This window comes from Paenibacillus sp. J22R232, from assembly GCF_056269165.1.
On record NZ_JBWDNK010000005.1, the window covers coordinates 120,768 to 137,461 of the forward strand.

The 16,694-nt window shown below is 41.2% G+C and carries 21 protein-coding genes; 2 read left to right on the top strand and 19 right to left on the bottom strand.

The window, feature by feature from the left end; translation table 11 throughout:
• Positions 1-17: 17 nt before the first annotated feature.
• The 3 genes from AC0YN3_RS16935 to AC0YN3_RS16945 all read right to left on the bottom strand — a co-directional run bounded on the left by AC0YN3_RS16935 (position 18) and on the right by AC0YN3_RS16945 (position 1,636).
• Entirely contained in the window at positions 18-281 is a 264-nt protein-coding gene (locus AC0YN3_RS16935) for a BhlA/UviB family holin-like peptide (RefSeq protein WP_475776177.1), read from the bottom strand.
• Between the two features lie 13 nt (positions 282-294).
• Complete coding sequence (locus AC0YN3_RS16940; RefSeq protein ID WP_475776178.1) at positions 295-963, bottom strand: hypothetical protein; 669 nt, start codon at positions 961-963, stop codon at positions 295-297.
• Between the two features lie 301 nt (positions 964-1,264).
• Entirely contained in the window at positions 1,265-1,636 is a 372-nt protein-coding gene (locus tag AC0YN3_RS16945; protein WP_475776179.1) for a hypothetical protein, read from the bottom strand.
• 137 nt (positions 1,637-1,773) lie between these two features.
• Here AC0YN3_RS16945 and AC0YN3_RS16950 point away from each other — a divergent pair, with 137 nt between their 5' ends.
• Complete coding sequence (locus AC0YN3_RS16950; protein ID WP_475776180.1) at positions 1,774-2,313, top strand: hypothetical protein; 540 nt, start codon at positions 1,774-1,776, stop codon at positions 2,311-2,313.
• 75 nt (positions 2,314-2,388) lie between these two features.
• Positions 2,389-2,985, top strand: a complete 597-nt coding sequence (locus AC0YN3_RS16955; protein ID WP_475776181.1) for a hypothetical protein — start codon at positions 2,389-2,391, stop codon at positions 2,983-2,985.
• 64 nt (positions 2,986-3,049) lie between these two features.
• On the opposite strand, the gene AC0YN3_RS16960 is transcribed toward AC0YN3_RS16955, so the two are convergent.
• The 16 genes from AC0YN3_RS16960 to AC0YN3_RS17035 form a co-directional block, all read right to left on the bottom strand.
• Positions 3,050-4,687, bottom strand: coding sequence for a competence protein CoiA (locus AC0YN3_RS16960; protein ID WP_475776182.1), 1,638 nt, complete (start codon positions 4,685-4,687; stop codon positions 3,050-3,052).
• A 229-nt stretch (positions 4,688-4,916) separates the two neighbouring features.
• A complete protein-coding gene (locus AC0YN3_RS16965; protein WP_475776183.1) occupies positions 4,917-5,567 on the bottom strand; it encodes a glycoside hydrolase family 73 protein in 651 nt (216 codons plus the stop codon).
• A gap of 203 nt (positions 5,568-5,770) precedes the next feature.
• Positions 5,771-8,056, bottom strand: coding sequence for a glycoside hydrolase domain-containing protein (locus tag AC0YN3_RS16970; RefSeq protein WP_475776184.1), 2,286 nt, complete (start codon positions 8,054-8,056; stop codon positions 5,771-5,773).
• Between the two features lie 110 nt (positions 8,057-8,166).
• The gene (locus AC0YN3_RS16975; RefSeq protein WP_475776185.1) at positions 8,167-8,736 is read right to left on the bottom strand and encodes a hypothetical protein; all 570 of its coding nucleotides are present in this window, start codon (positions 8,734-8,736) and stop codon (positions 8,167-8,169) included.
• Between the two features lie 353 nt (positions 8,737-9,089).
• On the bottom strand, positions 9,090-9,287 hold the full coding sequence (locus AC0YN3_RS16980; protein ID WP_475776186.1) for a hypothetical protein: 198 nt from the start codon (positions 9,285-9,287) through the stop codon (positions 9,090-9,092).
• Between the two features lie 33 nt (positions 9,288-9,320).
• Positions 9,321-9,536 carry a hypothetical protein gene (locus AC0YN3_RS16985; RefSeq protein WP_475776187.1) on the bottom strand — a complete coding sequence of 72 codons (216 nt, stop codon included), beginning with the start codon at positions 9,534-9,536 and terminating at the stop codon, positions 9,321-9,323.
• Positions 9,537-9,729: 193 nt separating this feature from the next.
• The gene (locus tag AC0YN3_RS16990; protein WP_475776188.1) at positions 9,730-9,900 is read right to left on the bottom strand and encodes a hypothetical protein; all 171 of its coding nucleotides are present in this window, start codon (positions 9,898-9,900) and stop codon (positions 9,730-9,732) included.
• A 244-nt stretch (positions 9,901-10,144) separates the two neighbouring features.
• Positions 10,145-10,333, bottom strand: coding sequence for a hypothetical protein (locus AC0YN3_RS16995; RefSeq protein WP_475776189.1), 189 nt, complete (start codon positions 10,331-10,333; stop codon positions 10,145-10,147).
• 50 nt (positions 10,334-10,383) lie between these two features.
• Positions 10,384-10,866, bottom strand: coding sequence for a hypothetical protein (locus tag AC0YN3_RS17000; protein WP_475776190.1), 483 nt, complete (start codon positions 10,864-10,866; stop codon positions 10,384-10,386).
• Positions 10,863-11,249, bottom strand: coding sequence for a hypothetical protein (locus AC0YN3_RS17005; protein WP_475776191.1), 387 nt, complete (start codon positions 11,247-11,249; stop codon positions 10,863-10,865). Before AC0YN3_RS17005 ends, AC0YN3_RS17000 begins: the two co-directional genes overlap by 4 nt.
• 45 nt (positions 11,250-11,294) lie before the next feature.
• Entirely contained in the window at positions 11,295-11,456 is a 162-nt protein-coding gene (locus tag AC0YN3_RS17010) for a hypothetical protein (RefSeq protein WP_475776192.1), read from the bottom strand.
• Between the two features lie 38 nt (positions 11,457-11,494).
• Complete coding sequence (locus AC0YN3_RS17015; RefSeq protein ID WP_475776193.1) at positions 11,495-12,223, bottom strand: hypothetical protein; 729 nt, start codon at positions 12,221-12,223, stop codon at positions 11,495-11,497.
• Between the two features lie 153 nt (positions 12,224-12,376).
• Positions 12,377-13,351: a hypothetical protein gene (locus AC0YN3_RS17020; protein ID WP_475776194.1), complete on the bottom strand. Its 975-nt coding sequence runs from the start codon at positions 13,349-13,351 to the stop codon at positions 12,377-12,379.
• Positions 13,348-14,823, bottom strand: a complete 1,476-nt coding sequence (locus tag AC0YN3_RS17025) for an ATPase, T2SS/T4P/T4SS family (protein WP_475776195.1) — start codon at positions 14,821-14,823, stop codon at positions 13,348-13,350. Before AC0YN3_RS17025 ends, AC0YN3_RS17020 begins: the two co-directional genes overlap by 4 nt.
• Positions 14,820-15,986 (bottom strand): CpaE/TadZ family protein, encoded by a 1,167-nt coding sequence (locus AC0YN3_RS17030; RefSeq protein WP_475776196.1) that lies wholly within the window; start codon positions 15,984-15,986, stop codon positions 14,820-14,822. The genes AC0YN3_RS17025 and AC0YN3_RS17030 overlap by 4 nt, the downstream gene beginning before the upstream one ends.
• The gene (locus tag AC0YN3_RS17035) at positions 15,983-16,681 is read right to left on the bottom strand and encodes an SAF domain-containing protein (RefSeq protein WP_475776197.1); all 699 of its coding nucleotides are present in this window, start codon (positions 16,679-16,681) and stop codon (positions 15,983-15,985) included. Before AC0YN3_RS17035 ends, AC0YN3_RS17030 begins: the two co-directional genes overlap by 4 nt.
• Positions 16,682-16,694: the final 13 nt, after the last annotated feature.

The following is a 16,694-nucleotide window of genomic DNA, read 5'->3' on the forward strand; positions in this document are numbered from 1 at the left end:
GCTAAGTTTAGATTAGATTACTTAGTTCCAATGTCCGTACTAGAATGATTGCTTATTTTTTGCTTAATGACCTGAACATCCTCTGATAACCGCTCATATTGTTTGACAAGTCCTTCAAACTGCTTTGTAATTTCTGAAATAAAATTTAAAACCTTTCCTTCCCTGTCTATACTTTCTTGTTCTCTACGTCGGCTCTCTTTTAACTGGTAGTAGAAAAGAGAAATGAATAGTATAGCCCAAATTCCCTGTTTAGTTGCAATTTCGAATATCTGCTGTTCCATGCGCACTCCTCCTTTATATGATTCTGCTATTTAGATATTCCCCAAATTTGATCTTCGTACGCTGAACTAGCTTTCGCATTTTGGAATTGTATGAGCTCTCACCCATTATTGAAGCAATCTCCTGTAATTGATATCCTCGATCCAAGAGCTGAACTATAGAGGCATATCTCTGATTCAGCTGTGAAAATTCCAAGATGAGGGTCTTCGTCTGTTCTCCTTCTAGAAAGCATTCTTCTGCTGAGGGGCTTTGTTCAAATTCGAGTAGTGTTGCATTCTTCTCGTCGGATACCTCATTTATAGGCTTATCTAATGATATAGAAAGAAGACGTGCCTTCTCATATTTACGATCGTTATCAATTTTCCCTCGCGTCTCATAACACCGCCACACATCTGCTTCTCTTAATCTTAAGTTTGTGTATAAACGTGGTATAAAATCCCCCAGTTTAACGTCATATTCATTAGTCGCCTGAAATAGTCCCTGATTGAAAAAGGAAAAGAAGTCTTCAATAGGAATACATACCCCTGTTCTTTGAGCACGTTGATATGCCCTCTCTGCGCGCGCGTGAATGAGCGGTCTTAATTCACTGTACAATTGACTGAATGCCCACTGATCCTTATCTTGTGCGTAACTGTAGGCCAATTCGTTAATATGGCTGAGATCAATAGAGCGTTTCATCATCATTTTGTGAGCATCCCTCCGTTTTGTGTTCTATCTATTTATGTCGGATGGGAACACCTGTTCGTGACATATAGGAAAATTTATCATCTTTGGAAGGTCTGGTCAATAGAAAAAAACCCTGGTCATATATTTAATGACCACGGTTTTTATCGATATTGCTTATTTAATATGAGTTAAAAAATAGTTGAAATCACTCGTTAACTGAAGAATACATAGTCATTGGAGGAATTGTTGTAATAAAAGCCCGTTTTCTTCTCACTCGTAATAAAACAAAAACCCCGCATTGGCTTAACGGGGCTCTACTTTATACATCTCGGTCTCTCATTTGGTTCACTATCATTAAAGCTTCGCGTAAATTCTCCAAGCTCCCGCCTTCATTAAATTCCTTCACTAATTCTGCTACATATAAAATATCATTTGCTGCTCCGGAATCATTTACCGTGTGTGCTAACGCTTCATATACGACAGGTTCAAGAGCATGGCTATCTATGCGGGTTATATACGTTCCGTTCCACGATATAATTCGTTCTAGCCGCTTACTTGCATCATTAAAAGACAAAGTCACATCGGGCTTGCTTGAAAATTCGTCCAGTATAAAGGTTTTAAAGGCTAATCCGCCAATAACGAGTACGGCTAAAGTAATAATGACTATGTTGCGTTTTAATTTCATGGTCATGAAAACATACCCCCTTTAAGTCTTTTACATAATTTATCATACTAAAATTCTTATCGAGTCACAAACAAAAAATTTCCCGCGACATATGTAAGTGAGGGGCGAAAGCATCCCTTGAAAAATTGAAAGGGGAAATTTAAATGGCAACTTTTTTTTATATCGCAAACGGTAATGCGTTCATACTCGAAAACCTTAATAATGAAATACAACCGCATGAATATTGTGTGAGTGGTAACGTCGGTGACATTCCGGTTACGGACGATTCTTCGTTACTAAACTCGGTTCGTGTGTTAACCGGTACAGGTTGGCGAGTAGGTTACGTTGACGATTTATACCAAAAGTTCGAATATCTCGGCAGGGTTCCAGACCAAGGGAATTTGAATATTGGAGGCGTATCGCATTCGATTCATGGCATTCGTCGCGCCGCTCAAGTGGTAAACGGATCCGGAACCACTTTATTTACTTCGTTAAGTACAACGAAAGTAGCGGTTGAGAACGCTTGGACAGAAGCACATCCGAATTCGGCGTACTATAGCTATTGCCGTTTTAACTATTATTATGATTCTGCAAACCAAACTTGGAAAAAAGCCGCACCTTCGGGTCAAGCTGCTTATTTGCAAACAGGAATAGCATTGCCTAACGGCAGTTCCGCCGCAGTATTCAACTTTAAGCACACATAATATTCTCATTTAAGAAAAGCAGATTTAAGCAACACAACATTCCAAACACAAAAAAAATAAAAAGGTGGAATTTCAATGGCTCATTATTGGGTTTATGTTTACGGTGGAGCGGACGGGTATTGCGCAGACCCTACTGGAGCATTTTCAGTTTATATGCGCAAAGGTCAACTAATCTATGCTGGAAACGGCCAATTAAGAACTTACAATGCAGGATGGAAAACGTTGAAATATAATTACCTTTCAACTGATTACATGTATGAATTAACGAAAATGGGTACAAACGGGAATGAGTATGTGAACATTTACCGCTTGAACTATTACAATTGTAAAGTATACGGTGATAATTATTGCTACTTGCCGACGGTCGGTGCAGTTTATACACCACGAAGCACGGTTGTATGTTCTAACGAAGCGTCAACGAGCGTTTTCAACGTTACAACGAATATGAAATTAGTATTTTATCCTGGTCATGCAACGTTAACAGGTGAAATCGGTGAAGTGTTTGGCTATACAAGAGGAGAAGGTGGCTCAGAAGCCTCCGATATGGCATACATTCGAGTATGGGGTTATAAAGACCCGAACGGAGCATACCACAAGTTCGAAGGCGGTCGCTGGTTTGCATATATCCCTTTTACTTCATTGCCAGCTAGTTACGTAATCAACACCATTTAAACCATACACGTCCTACCTTACGGGTAGGACTTTTTTTGTACAGTTGAACATTATTAGACAGAGATTAATCGTCGTGTCGAATCTTTTCAATAGTCTGTTTTAAATAATTCAGTCTACTTTGATCAATCCAATTATTTATGAGTATGTGCCTAATAATGTCGTGACAGGCCGATCTAGTTTTGGAATCAAGGTTTTTTGATTCTTTAGCCAGTGAGGTATATTCATCAACAAAGGCTGTTAATGATTTTTCTACAATATTTCTCTTAGAAAGAGGAGTTGACGGAATCTCTACTCCCTTTCGGACACTACAATCAAATACAATTTGTCGCATAAGTGATATGAAATATTGTGCTTCACTTGCTGCAACCTCGTGAATATACCCTTCAAAATGCATTTTCAATAATGTATTTTTTTTGTGCCCTTCTATTATTGGAATCTTATTAACAAGAATCTCATGATATTTTTTTGTTGTGGAACCCAGATTACGCAAAACACCGATCTCATTTAGTTTATTGATAAAATCATACATTGTGAAAATATAATTAGATCCTTCTGAAACATTGTTGTTTATACGTAGGTAGCCTTGTCTTCGTAAATTCATGAATTTTTCTTTAGTATCATCAAGCCATATACGATGTGCTTCTTTTCTCTTTAGTTCAGAATATCTACGACGATTCATAATTTGGTCAAAAATCCAAAGTTGCCAAAGCTGAGGTGGAGTCACAATTAAATCGCTATATCTCACATCAAGATGAAATATGCCAGGAAAATTTATAGGTGTTAATTTGTAACGCTTAATTAGTGTATCAAACAGTGTTTTTTCATTTTGAGTAAAACGATTTGCAAATGTATGCCTGTCACTAAAGATCTCTATATAATAGTCCTGCAATTTCTTAGATTTTTTTTGTTCTTCAAGATATTCTCTTTCTGCTTCTGCATCCCGTTTTCTTATTATTTCACGTTCTCGTTCTAATCTAATCTGTTCCAAAGCCACACGCTTTCGTTCTTGCTGCATAAGTAACTCATCAATTGCTTTAAACCATAAACAATTATCTTGTATCCATACATTACTAATTAAATCCTCAAGTCGATTTGATCCTGATAACTCATTAAAGAAAATGGATCCATTAAGAACAATTGAAAACTGTTCACTCTCAGGGTTCAAATATTGTAACCTTTCCGTAGCGTTATAAATAGCAGATTCTAATCCTATAATTTTAAGTGAGTTATTGTTAAGTCTAAGAATGTCAGAGCTAAGAATCCATATATCATGCACGCCAGCAAGTCCATATAGTTCGTGTCGTTCCTTCCATATCTCACCGGTTATTTTAGAGCATTGAAACTCAAACGCATACATTCGACCATCAGGATAAATCATCATGACATCAGAACGTTGATTTGTAGCTGTTACGGAATATTCAAGTTCAATCTGGCAATCCGGATAGTATTGTTTTAACCAAGTATAAATCAATAGTTTCCCTGCTCGGTGAGTTGGTGACTCAGGTTCGTTGTATGGATTTGGGTTATCGCAATCTTTTTTGAAGTGATAAAAGTGGGGCCTTTTTGTCCCAGATCGAAATCGAACTATTGTTCCACAATCTGGACAGCATAGTTCATTTTGTTTAGAACGTGTACGTATTGAATCCTCTTTTTCTTCAAATGAATAAAAGCGCTGACCAGCTAAATTTTCAGCAACGAACATTTACTAATCCCACCTGCCAGAAGAGATTTATATCGACTGATTTTCTAATTTAGTAAATCAATCCCAATACTCAGTTTACCTTTTTAATCAAAAGGATTCTACTGGTGGGAGATACATATGAATCCCTTAATTATAAGCAGCATATTTATTGTCCGGAGTTTACATACTGACACCCCAGTCATTTTTGGTAAAGCCCACCGGCCACATTGGCCAATGGGCTTACATTATATTATTTACGAGATATAGCCATCATGTTTAACCAGGCTAATTCAGATAAGGTAAGCTTCTTATTCTTAACCTTATCCAACCAGGATTTATCTGATATTTTTTCCTCTTCAAGTAGCTCTTCCAAACAATTTTCGAGAGCACTCCATTGATAATTAGTTAAATCCAAAATATCTTCCTCCTCCTCCAAAACATCATATTTAGACAAATTATTGGCGTTGATCAGCACAACCAGTTTATCTGCATAACCTGAATCCGTAGCGTAACCGCACTTGTAAAGCATCTCCGCTTGATCCTCCGGAGTATTTACTGCTCGTACTCGATCATAACGTGGGAGTTGTAACAGCAAGTCTTGATCCTTGTAGAAGTCATACAGGCTATCATAGACACGGAAATGAGCAGATGTATTGATTTCGTTTCCACCGTACTCTTCCCAAGTGCCCTTTTTAATGCTGCGACCTTTCCAAAATTCGTTTGGCGTGCCACTTCCAACTTTGATCCCGCCGAGATTATACCAATCATGAATAACGCAGCCGGTTTCTAAAATATTCTGGGCAAGTCTAACCGACGGGAGCAATGGTGACCCCTCTTTCCTTACCCTCTGCACGATCGGGGCGAGCTTGGCTATAAAGGCAACCCTACTAAGTTGAGTCATCCTATTCACCCTTTCTTTTTGGCATAATTAAAATTGTCCCTAACCTATTGATCTCTATTGTTGAGGTCTCATCCATACAACCAATTGCTGATCCTTTAAGCAATTCTCTCAATGAATTCCTATTACTTGATTGATTCTAAACTGCAATTAAAAAAGGCAGTGTAGGTACAAGAGACCTAAACTGCCTGAATTTGAAATTCTAATCAGTTGTCATATGTTTCTTCAACGATTTTATTGTTAACATATGTCCAAAATGCTAATGATGCATCCTGTGCCTGTGAAACCGTATAATTCGGTACATTGAAAACTTGTTGAAAGAGTAACCGGAGTGCATTAAGACCGGTATCGCTTCCAGTCAGAAGAAATATTGATTTATCATATAATTGATCCATTCCTCCAGCATCATTGACAGCGAATTCTGTGAAGCGCGTCTGTGCTTGACCCGTAGAATTGTAATAATTTCGAACTGCAACATTCACTGAGAGACTAGGGTTATTATTCAGATATGTTCCGATGTTTACAGAATCCACGTCAGCCAACATATCTTCAATATTAAATGAACTAACGTTTTTCGGGCCAGCAATAAGATTGTTGCATGCTTGATAGAAGGTACTTCCATTGTTATTCTCCATTGCGCGTATGGCATCTGCAATAAGCGTCATTAAATCCCCCGCCCATCCAGCAAACTCAGGAATTACGGAACCATCTGTAAGAAAAGTAACAGAGTTCATTGTTGCGAAGAAATGAGGAACATCCATTTTTTGTCCTGTTTTTGTATCATAAAAAGTTTCAATTTGAATCTCTTCGACGCCAAATTGCAGTTTTATAAAATTAATAAACTCTATGTTTACTATTCCTGCAGAAGGAGCCCATATGATCTGTCCGTATTCTTGATGTCGAAAAAACTGCATCGTTAGTTGATTGGCTAGATATACATCATTATCAGTATATAACAAGGCATAATTGTAGACCGAATCGAGTTGGTTAAAGAAAATGTTATTCTGCACCGTGGGACTAGTCGGTTCATTCACAGCTGAATCAACTGAGTTAGATGCTAGATCTCTTCCCGAGGCAATATTCTTATCAATTTCGATTTGTCCTACACCAGCACCTATTGTAATAGTTGTAATTTGGTCAAATGCCCAGTTCTCTGGAAGAGGATATCCTAAATTACCCGAAAACCCACTGGACATGTCACTAACAAAACTAGTAACAGCATACCCTGCTTTGGACACTCTACTGCATATATTACGAGGACCATAAACACCAATACGATAGTTCGACCCAGACGCCGACATTGTACTATGAAGCGCTTTAAAATATGGGAGAATATTAGTCGTAACGTCGCCGTCAAGAGCATCAAAATCAACAGCAAAATAAATCGTTGTACCAGCCTTAAATCCGTATGATTTTGCAGCTTTTATTGCATCTGCAGCATCTTTTGCACCTTGATATGGGATGAAATAACCAAGATGGTTGCCTACAGTTTGATATATCGGAAAGATTTTCAAACCACTAGATAAGATCACCTGAAGTTCATTCATTTTGAGTCGTTTCCAGTCACCACCAACGATATACCTACCAACAGTTGTATAGCCATTAGTTAGAAGTGTTTGAGCTCGCTCAGGTGTAATCTCCGTCACGCAATCACAAGCCGTTCCTGGTCTATCTCTATCGCCATAGGAAACCATAAGCGATGACCATGTTGATTTACCAACACTTCCATCAACTGTGAGTTTTGTGAACTCTTGAAATTGCCTCACTGCTGTTCGGCAACCTGGACCAAATGAACCATCAAACCCATTTGGATCCCTACCGTTTACATATAAGGCATATTGCAATATAAGTACAAACTTTTGATTAGTGCTGCCATAAGAAAGTGTAGGTAAGAGTGAAATTGTTTGTGGCCCGAATGTACCATTAGGTGAAGCTATGCCTTCTTCGACCTGCAGGGCATATATCAGTGCTTTATTAGTATTTCGATCATACCTACCGTCAGTTGGTATAAGACCAATTACATGATTATAATCACGATTAAGATTTTGTTGGATGGTCCGTATCTTAGGATCCCCTATTAATTTAAACGCATCCATATTAAGTAGTGCCTTGAAAATCATTGGAGTAGTCACACCATCTGCAATCGTGAGGCCTGCATCAAGTTGAAAACTTTGTATTGCACTTTTCGTACCTGGTCCATATGTGCCAGTGAATCCAGTCGGGTTATATCCTTTGCAATAAAGTGCTCCTTGAAGAATTTGAATAATATTGCTAGAACTCGATATTACCGAAAGCGTTGGACATAAACTTGTTGTTAGAGGACCAAACGTTCCATTAGGAGGGTCAATACCAAGCTCAATCTGCAAAGCCGTAATTAAGGCTCCCATTGTAGGCCATCCAGTCTTACCAGTCTCTTCAACTCCTGGATAATCCGGATAATTCGAATAATGATCGTTTAACCAAACTTGAACTGCAAATACCATTTGATCCATATTTATGCCTCGCCTTCTTTTTTGATTGAACATTTTTAACAAAAACGGTGTTCATTCAATTATGTCGGCTCGACTTATTTATTTGTGACTGAAAACATTTCTATTTTTCATTACGGATTTAGTGGATCAGGTAATTTTTGAATGAGAAATTCATTACCATCACTAAAGACTATTCTAAGAGGGTCGTGTTTGATCACGTATCGATTATCTAATAGTTGTTTTTTTATACTATAGCCAATCTTAAATTCATGAGTATTTATTATCTTATAAGTCAGTGGTCCAGTCTTTTCCATTATAACTAGCGAACTATATCTAATTGTTGGATAATTAAATTTCACAGTTGCAATTAGCTCAAGATTTTCTTCTTTAATGTTTATTGGATGTAATTCACCTTCATTAACCATTTCGCAAAAATTATATGCCGCAACAGCAACTACAAGTGGGATACAAGCAAGTAATAGTTTCGACCGTACACGTTTAGCTTTGAATATAGCTGGTGTAAAGAATGGAGCAAGAAAAAATAACACAATTAGGGCAGGGAATAACCAGTATTCTGGAAAAAGACCCACAAAAATAATCTGTCCCGGTGGTGTTATCTTATTACTTAATATCAATAAAACGCATATGATTATTTCAATTATGATAATTCCCTTCATCCATAACCTTGAATGATTTGACATTGAAAGCCTCCTTTCTTTCGACCTTACACATACTATAATATAGACAACATATTCCTCTATTTAGTTTCAGTTCTTTGATAAGATTAAAATATTTTTCTTGACTCTTCAGTTTAACAGCATAACACCTAATCCTTCGATACTTTGACTTCATTACTACTTCGCATCTGCCCTTTCGGACTTGTGACGATCCTGCCAAGGGAGCTTAATAAAAAAAAAGGAGCAGCAGCCATAGCAAACTGCCCCCTTGTTGTTACGCAACTGGTCTCTTACTCTTTAGAATGTGTATGCTATAAAGCCAACTCTCAAGATGTGGGAAGTAAATCCTCAGTCCAAACTCTTAGTCCTAGCGCTTTTTATTTCGCGTATACAAAGTTACAATTAGCGCGAACATATTGCTCTTCGCGTATTTTTATCGTTTCATCCGTGATTTCCTCAATGCGTCCGGATCCGATGAGTTCACCGTCCTGGAACGCTAATATAATTTCTTGATCGAGAGCGGCCGTATAAAAATGAACCGGCGCAATTAACTCTCGGAAACCTTTATACTTCATAATCGCACCTCTTACTTTTTCATCATGAAAGATCTATAACTGGTAAATAAGTTTAATCAATTTTTCACTCATGATCCATGAACCAGATACTCGCTTGCCATCTTTAATGTGTTCATCTTGATTTACAATAAGAAATTTTGCACCTTCAACTCCCATCCATCTGCAGAACGTCCCCTCTCTAATTTTTCCATCCTCCATGTAGATTTCGATTCTCTGTCCTATCTGTAAGCCATTGAAACGCTCAGACATAAGGATCTTCTCCTTTACTCTTTTTTATTGTATTTGATCTCAAAAACAAAAAAAAGCACCGCCAACAAACCCAGACGGGTCGGTAGGCGGTGCTTCCGCTTTTTACTTATTTGATTATTTTTTATTATAGCTATTTCAGATCTTATAGGCAATACATACTCAACTACGTCAATTCATTAGTGAGAACATCAATCTAATCATCTGGCACATCACCATCTTGCCATGTATCTTCAACTTCATTATCCTCAGCAGCCTCAATCTCCCGTTCAAGCTGCATGAGAGCTCGTGCTTCTTCGACACTTATTGCTTTCCCGATTTCTCTTTCTCTCTTTTCTAAAAGTCTTTGCGTTAAAGTCATATCCAAATTGGTTCTCCCTTCCGATTAGTAAAGCATAAAATTTCAGAGCAGATTTTGATTACTTTTTCAAAAGTTCCATACATCTTGCGCAGCGCGGAACGGATTCCGCATACTTGGTTAGTTTATATAAATGTTTAAAATCCTTCTTACAACCTGTACATGTCCCACCGGCGACTACATACATGCTATCCTTCACTTCAATTCCGAAATTCATGATCATTCTCTCCTTCCTCGCCTGCCCGTTAGGATTTCATTTTAAATAGGCAATCCAGCTGTAATTAGCTCGGTATTCGTGTCGATAACCGAGCTTTTTCAAATACGTGGTAGCCGCACTTTCAAAACGGATTGGAACAAATATAATCACGCCTCTGTCAATTGAAGGATGTAGCTCGTGCTCAGGTATATGGGCTGTAAGCCACTTTCTTGTTTGTTCCTCCAACTTTAACCCTCCTAATCCTTGCATCCATTTGGCTATTTCGAATCTATCTATTAACTAACATACTCATGGCTGCTTCCTACCACGTACGCGATATCATCAGAAACGCCATAATAGCGCGGATGCTTCACTTTAACGATGGCGATAATGGCAGGACCTTTTAGCGTATCCGAGTAGTAATAAGGCGGCCCACTGTGATAAACCTGCGGGAAGGTCCCCGTTTCTACACGTTCAAACCACACAAGCTCAAAGGGATCACGCCATATTCCTCCTGGCATCGGCTGCAGCAGCCCATCTAATTTAAAGGACGTCTGCATCGATTGCCTCAGCACCCTTTCCGCCTCTACGGGATCAAAACGAATGTTTCCGATCTCCAGCTCATCTTCCACAATCTGAAGGGAGGCATCGTGCGTGGCCAGATCCATCCCTTCCTTCAGGTTAGCTTTCAATTTTGTCTGCAGATACTCATCCTGATTCCAGGCGCTATAGATAAAAAAGATTGGCGACAACAACAGGAGCATGATCACCCATTTCATGATCGTTCCTCAATATGCTCACTCATGATTGCAACTGGATAATAGTAATCTCTCGCCTCATCACTACCGAACAAATTGAAAATTTGGGTGATGCCTTGCGGATACTGTAAGGTAATTTCAATCTGCTCCCCGCGAGCTGCTGTGGTCGTTGTACCGGTTAACTGAATCTTATCGCGGTCAAAGTATACCGCTGCCAGTTGATCAAGGATTTTTGTTTTGATTTCTGGCGTTAACCGCCCTTCCAACGCCGCTAAGTGCGCTGCTTCGAATGCTTTTTTTTGTAACACTTGATCTTTGTACTGTACCGTCCGCTCAATACCAGGCTGAAAGATGAAATAAAGGAAGAATGGCGACAAGATGACAAACGCAATGACCGTTTTCATGAAAATGCCAGCATGTCCGTGTAGACATGCTGGCAACCCTCCTTCTTATGGCAGCTGTGTTGGAATGGTTACGCTGTTTGTAATCGCATGGGAACGTTCTTTTTGCGTCTTTGCGTCGCCAAATGTACCATCATCTGCGAATACCGTTAAACTAATCAAGATAATGGTTGCGGCAAGTAAGATAACTGTTGCGATTGCGTTTTGCATGTGGAAACTCTCCTTTGGCCCTTCAGGGGCTTTGTATTTTAGTTCAGTGCATCAAGCAGAATATTTTTGTACGCATTCGTAGCCACGTTGACGAAATAAATAACTGATATGATGGCCATAAAGACCACGGTATGCCCGATATATCCGTTTACCTTCAAGCGCTGCTTTCGCCGCTGTCTCCGGAAATCAAGAAAGGTATCATAGTTTTTATCGAGCAGATCCACAGCCATTTCGGGGTTTGATTCATTGATTTTTTCAAGCAAGTCTGCCAGTGTTTTTGCCTCTTTCGTTCCCACCCGCTGGCCGAAATCTTTGAATGCTTTCGAACCAATGACGGGCAAATCGAGTAAAAGCCGGTCTAGATCGGTGCGAAGTGCTTTTGTGAACACCCTGAATTCGGTTAGCTTGGCATACACGCTTTGGTAATGCTCATTGCTCTCCGCTTGATAGTCGTTGAAGATGAGCATATACAAATCAATAACTTCATCACCCTTTTGTTTCTGTCTCTCCTTACCGGCCATCACCAAGAACATGCGTCCTGGCGCAAACGAAGTACCGGTTAGCGTCAACATATAGAGCAATCCTGTAATCATCATGCCTTTCAGCGGATACTCCTGATAAAGCAAGAAAAATAAATGTAAGAGTATAACGGCTGCTAGAAAAAATACATCACGATAAAACTTGTACTGCCAGGCAGAGCCGCTCTTTAAAAATCCCGCGAATGTGAAGGCAGCGTCTAGCTCCTCATCGTGATAGAGGTCTGTCATGCGTCCCCTCTGACCACGTACAAACGATGCAAGCTGCTGCAGTAAATGGGGTGGGCTCCTGCGCCGCACGTAGAGCACTTCTCGTATAAAGAACAATAGGGAAACCAACATCACAATATATATACTTATTTTTCCAACATGGATAAGCATCGGCTACACCTCAATTTTAGGCTTGGACAAAATGAGCGAGGTCACTAAGCCAACCACTACAAAAACGATACATAACATTAAAGCTTGCAGCGTTTTTGGATCGTCAAACAAGACACGAAAAATGGCACCTTCAAACATTTGATTAATCCCAAAAATCGATGCGGGGACGAGAACGAGTGGAAAGTACCCCATAATGATCGAGTCCATATATTCTGATTTTTCAGCTTCTACGATCCGCTTTGATTCCTGCATATCCGTATGCACCTTTTCAAGTGCTCGGCTAATATCTCTGTTTTCCTTCGCTGCTTTTGTGAACAACACACCGAGCTGTTTGGCCCAGCTGTTCCCGATTTGGTAGGTAAATAACGCTACGCCTTCACGGATCGCCATTTTCCCCTGCAGCTGCAGGATGGTCACTAAGCTGCTAAATGCTCGCTTCATGGTCCCCTGCAGCTCATTCGTGGTGTCATACAGCGCATGATATAAATCCCCTTGATTGCTTGGGCTCCGATATTTAAGCAGGAGCAGCTCCGACGCTTCGATTAAGGCATAACTATTTTCACGTCGGAGGTTATAGAGCTTTACTCGGCGTAAGCCATACGGCAGCAAAGAGGTCAAGCCAGCAAAACCAAATGCTCGTTTGTTCCACCAGCTTAAAAACTCTCCCCCACTAAAACCAAGCAGTAACACCACATAGACAATCACGAACAACACGAGACTTATCGTAAAAAATTGGCTGATGGTGTTTCGGTGGAAGGTCTTGCTGGTTGATCGCAGCAATAATTCGAGATGACCGAACGTTTTCTCTTCTTCGGCTTTATGTTTCACATGCGGCGTATCCAGATAAGTGGGTACGCTCCATGATCGAAACAACACCGATTGCATCCCACCAACGAATCCGAATGTGCAGCCTGCGTAAGCTAACATGAGGACGGCTTTTAACAGCGTTTCAACCGATATGTTTAACTGTGCAATCATGCACTACCCTCCTCACGGCTACTCAATGCGTATTCCACATTGGGTCCAATCATTGGTTTTTGACTGGCTAACCGTGTAAGGGTTGAAAAAGCAGCTTCTGCATAATTCGGCGCGGTTTCCTTCATTTTTCGCCTGATATCCGGCGAGAGATCATCACAATACGTCCAACTGTTTTGCTCCGGTTCCCAGCGCATGATATCGTGGCAGCTTACCTCAAAGGTATACGAATCTAGCCTAATTTCCGCGATCCTCAGCAGCATTTTGGATCCATCTTCTCGCTCTTTCATCACCAGTGCGAGATGCACGTTCTCCGCTACGCGAATCAGTTCCTCGCTATATTGGCGATTCGGAAACCGCTGGAGCACATTACGTGCCAATTGGCCTGCAATATTTGCGATTTTTTCCGTGTGGTAGCTCGTCATGGAACCGCCTTTTCCCTTTTCACACGCGATAAGGAAAATTTCCGTCTCGATACTACGTGTCTCACCGACGATGGCAAAAACGTAATCGGAGCGCAGAACAAGATCAAATACCTGGTCGTAATCTTCATCTTTCTTGACGACAAACTCAACCAATTGATCATCTTCGTGAATTTCACTCAATTTTAACTCCGAGTGACCGCGTTCGATGGTTACAGCTACCTTGCCCTCTTTGCGTCTTTCCGCATAAAGGGCCTTAATCAATGTGCTTTTACCGGATCTTACCTCACCTGAAACGATGAGATTAAGCAGGGATTGAGCGAATCCCCTTAGCAATAGAAGAGCTTCTGCAGGGATGCTCCCTGATGTAACAAAGTCTTCTAATACCGGAGCGCGCATGGTGTAATTCCGAAAAATAATGGTAGGGCGACGAACGAGCGGCGGAATCATAATCGTCACCCGTGTCCCATCCTCCAGATCGAGCTCGAGTTTTGGATTGTATTTGTTCACATGTGAAAACTCATCCTTCATCCGGATTTTTTCTATGATATTCTCGATAACCTCCTCCTCCGACTCATAGCCAAATGGCTGAAGTGCCGGTTCACCAGGGATATCAAAAAATATCTTACGGCCCATGATGCGAGCTGATTGAGAAATGGGATACTTCGGATGGGTCTTCCATACAGATATGGGTCCTAGACCAAAGGTTTGCTGGAATATCGCTTCCACGAGAGAGTGATAATGGCTGGGCTGCTTGATGTGCTGCAGCTGATTCAACCGGACATACTCTTCGATTTCACCTTTAAATAACTGTACGGCCTCCGGCTTCCCGATAACTGCCTCATGCTGCAGCAGCTGCCATTTCTTCATATCTTTATCCGAACGCTTTTCATTTTTATCGCGAAAGGCTTTTTGGATCTGATTGCATAGTGATTTGAAATCTTCGCTCATGGTCGGAGTGCTTGGGACTTGATCAATAGACTGGTGAACGCCCGTTTTTATTTCAGATTCCAGTTCTGACACATGAAAATCATGATCACGCCATTGACTCATTGCGCTGCTCTCCTTCCAAACCATGGACGTTTCGCGGTTTCGTTACGAGCTGGCCAGCTAAAACGGGATTGTAATAAATCAACCATACGCTGCAGCTGATCTGCATATTTTGGATGATCAACCGTCGTGAGTAACCGGCGCTCCATTTCGCATAACATGCCATCATCCTTTAGGTCAGGCAGCCACCCAATAAGCGGTAATTCCAGGCTACGTCCAATTTCCTTGGTATCCCCCCATTGCTTAGACCATTTATTAATGAGCAGCATAAAAGATAGCTGTTGATCTTGCGAAACCATTTGAATTAAGGATTCATATCGCTTCCAGTTGACGAGTGCTGCTGGGTGCTGAGTCGTTACGAGAATGCGTAAGTCCGCATGAAGCAAAGCTTGTAGGCAAAGATTATTGTCTGGATTGGATCCTGCATCGAGGAGCACGACGTCAAAAGCTTCTCTCGCACATGCGACCACATGGGCTACCGATTCTGACGTGTACCGATAGCGTTTCGTCGGATCCGCATTACCTGCCAAATACGCGAAGTTTTTGGCTTGATGCATATGTGCCACAAGCTCATTTGGTGTCAAAATGCCACCATCTTTAATCTGGGTGTACAGATTATTTAAGTAGCTGCCTGCATACGTCATAAAGGAGTCACCAGGCGAGAAAGCATCCAGACCAATGACCGCTACTTTCCTATCCATCCGTTTACCGATTTCATCTGCCAGAGCGAACGTACTGGCGGTCAGTCCGGACTGCGATTTGGATCCAACTAGCGTAATCACTTGCCCACCCGTTTTCACTGTCGGTGAGACTCCCATATAGCGCTGATAAATCAATTCGACGATTTGTGCGACGGTTCGCTTCGGCCGATTCACTCCGATAGCTAGCCGCTGACATACCAGCACCGTTTCCTCTGTCACACCGGCATCTGCTTTATTGCTAAGCAGATAAAGCAGCTTCTTGTCTGCCAATACCTCTGCTATGCCTTCAAGCTCATGCGGCTGAATCAACCGATCCGATAGGAGCACAAGATCACATGACTTGAAGGTTTCTTTTATCAGATCCATTTGAGTCGTTTCTTGCAAGGTGAAAACCGCTTCCGCTTGCGGAATTTGGCGTAATTGCCGACTGAGTTCTTGATCGTTTCCAAGGAATCCAATGTTCATGATCCGTACCCCACTATAAATTGATAACCGCTCGCTGCCTTCTCGGATAGTAATTTCAATTGATCCGGCGTCAGTTGGAGCTCCAGCTTACGGCCTCGAACGGTTGCATCTACCCGTACATTGGGATTAGCGTTTTCCTCTGCATTCTTCACTTCATTTGATCCGGCATCCTTGTAGTAAGCAACCACAATCTCCTCCGCCACTTTCTCTGCTTGGGATAATAGAGGTTCGGATACGCCCGTTTCCGGATTTACCTTATCTTCATCCCTAGGAACCGCAAAAATCGTAATGCGGTCTAGTCTGCGCAAACTGCCTGGTACGGATAAAATCCAATCTTCCGGTAATTCCACGACGGTTGCCCCTGGTACACTAAGTAGCGAGGTCTTGTCCACACGATTAACCGTCATTTGGTCGCCTGCTTCAATGAGCTGAAGCGCTTCTTGGCCGACTAATACATGCGCTTCCTCTGCCGGTATCGCGCCTGTGATCACGTAATCCTCTTTGATGCGAACGATCATCAAATCATCCTCCGTAATCGGCTCGTGCGGCAGTAATTGCTTGGACGCCACAACCACATTCTGCGTATCCACCATGACTGTCCATCTGGTATCTAAGAAATAAAGCAATACGAGCGCGGCCGTCATCCCGAATAGATAGAGCAGCAGCCGGTTTATTTTCTTCAGACTTAACTTCATCTCGTTCTCCTCT

What these genes read in the sequence shown, in the direction of transcription:
- AC0YN3_RS16935 (WP_475776177.1), bottom strand. Translation starts at nt 281, where the DNA reads ATGGAACAGCAGATATTCGAAATTGCAACTAAACAGGGAATTTGGGCT.
- AC0YN3_RS16940 (WP_475776178.1), bottom strand. Translation starts at nt 963, where the DNA reads ATGATGATGAAACGCTCTATTGATCTCAGCCATATTAACGAATTGGCC.
- AC0YN3_RS16945 (WP_475776179.1), bottom strand. Translation starts at nt 1,636, where the DNA reads ATGACCATGAAATTAAAACGCAACATAGTCATTATTACTTTAGCCGTA.
- AC0YN3_RS16950 (WP_475776180.1), top strand. Translation starts at nt 1,774, where the DNA reads ATGGCAACTTTTTTTTATATCGCAAACGGTAATGCGTTCATACTCGAA.
- AC0YN3_RS16955 (WP_475776181.1), top strand. Translation starts at nt 2,389, where the DNA reads ATGGCTCATTATTGGGTTTATGTTTACGGTGGAGCGGACGGGTATTGC.
- AC0YN3_RS16960 (WP_475776182.1), bottom strand. Translation starts at nt 4,687, where the DNA reads ATGTTCGTTGCTGAAAATTTAGCTGGTCAGCGCTTTTATTCATTTGAA.
- AC0YN3_RS16965 (WP_475776183.1), bottom strand. Translation starts at nt 5,567, where the DNA reads ATGACTCAACTTAGTAGGGTTGCCTTTATAGCCAAGCTCGCCCCGATC.
- AC0YN3_RS16970 (WP_475776184.1), bottom strand. Translation starts at nt 8,056, where the DNA reads ATGGATCAAATGGTATTTGCAGTTCAAGTTTGGTTAAACGATCATTAT.
- AC0YN3_RS16975 (WP_475776185.1), bottom strand. Translation starts at nt 8,736, where the DNA reads ATGTCAAATCATTCAAGGTTATGGATGAAGGGAATTATCATAATTGAA.
- AC0YN3_RS16980 (WP_475776186.1), bottom strand. Translation starts at nt 9,287, where the DNA reads ATGAAGTATAAAGGTTTCCGAGAGTTAATTGCGCCGGTTCATTTTTAT.
- AC0YN3_RS16985 (WP_475776187.1), bottom strand. Translation starts at nt 9,536, where the DNA reads ATGTCTGAGCGTTTCAATGGCTTACAGATAGGACAGAGAATCGAAATC.
- AC0YN3_RS17000 (WP_475776190.1), bottom strand. Translation starts at nt 10,866, where the DNA reads ATGAAATGGGTGATCATGCTCCTGTTGTTGTCGCCAATCTTTTTTATC.
- AC0YN3_RS17005 (WP_475776191.1), bottom strand. Translation starts at nt 11,249, where the DNA reads ATGAAAACGGTCATTGCGTTTGTCATCTTGTCGCCATTCTTCCTTTAT.
- AC0YN3_RS17010 (WP_475776192.1), bottom strand. Translation starts at nt 11,456, where the DNA reads ATGCAAAACGCAATCGCAACAGTTATCTTACTTGCCGCAACCATTATC.
- AC0YN3_RS17015 (WP_475776193.1), bottom strand. Translation starts at nt 12,223, where the DNA reads ATGACAGACCTCTATCACGATGAGGAGCTAGACGCTGCCTTCACATTC.
- AC0YN3_RS17020 (WP_475776194.1), bottom strand. Translation starts at nt 13,351, where the DNA reads ATGATTGCACAGTTAAACATATCGGTTGAAACGCTGTTAAAAGCCGTC.
- AC0YN3_RS17025 (WP_475776195.1), bottom strand. Translation starts at nt 14,823, where the DNA reads ATGAGTCAATGGCGTGATCATGATTTTCATGTGTCAGAACTGGAATCT.
- AC0YN3_RS17030 (WP_475776196.1), bottom strand. Translation starts at nt 15,986, where the DNA reads ATGAACATTGGATTCCTTGGAAACGATCAAGAACTCAGTCGGCAATTA.
- AC0YN3_RS17035 (WP_475776197.1), bottom strand. Translation starts at nt 16,681, where the DNA reads ATGAAGTTAAGTCTGAAGAAAATAAACCGGCTGCTGCTCTATCTATTC.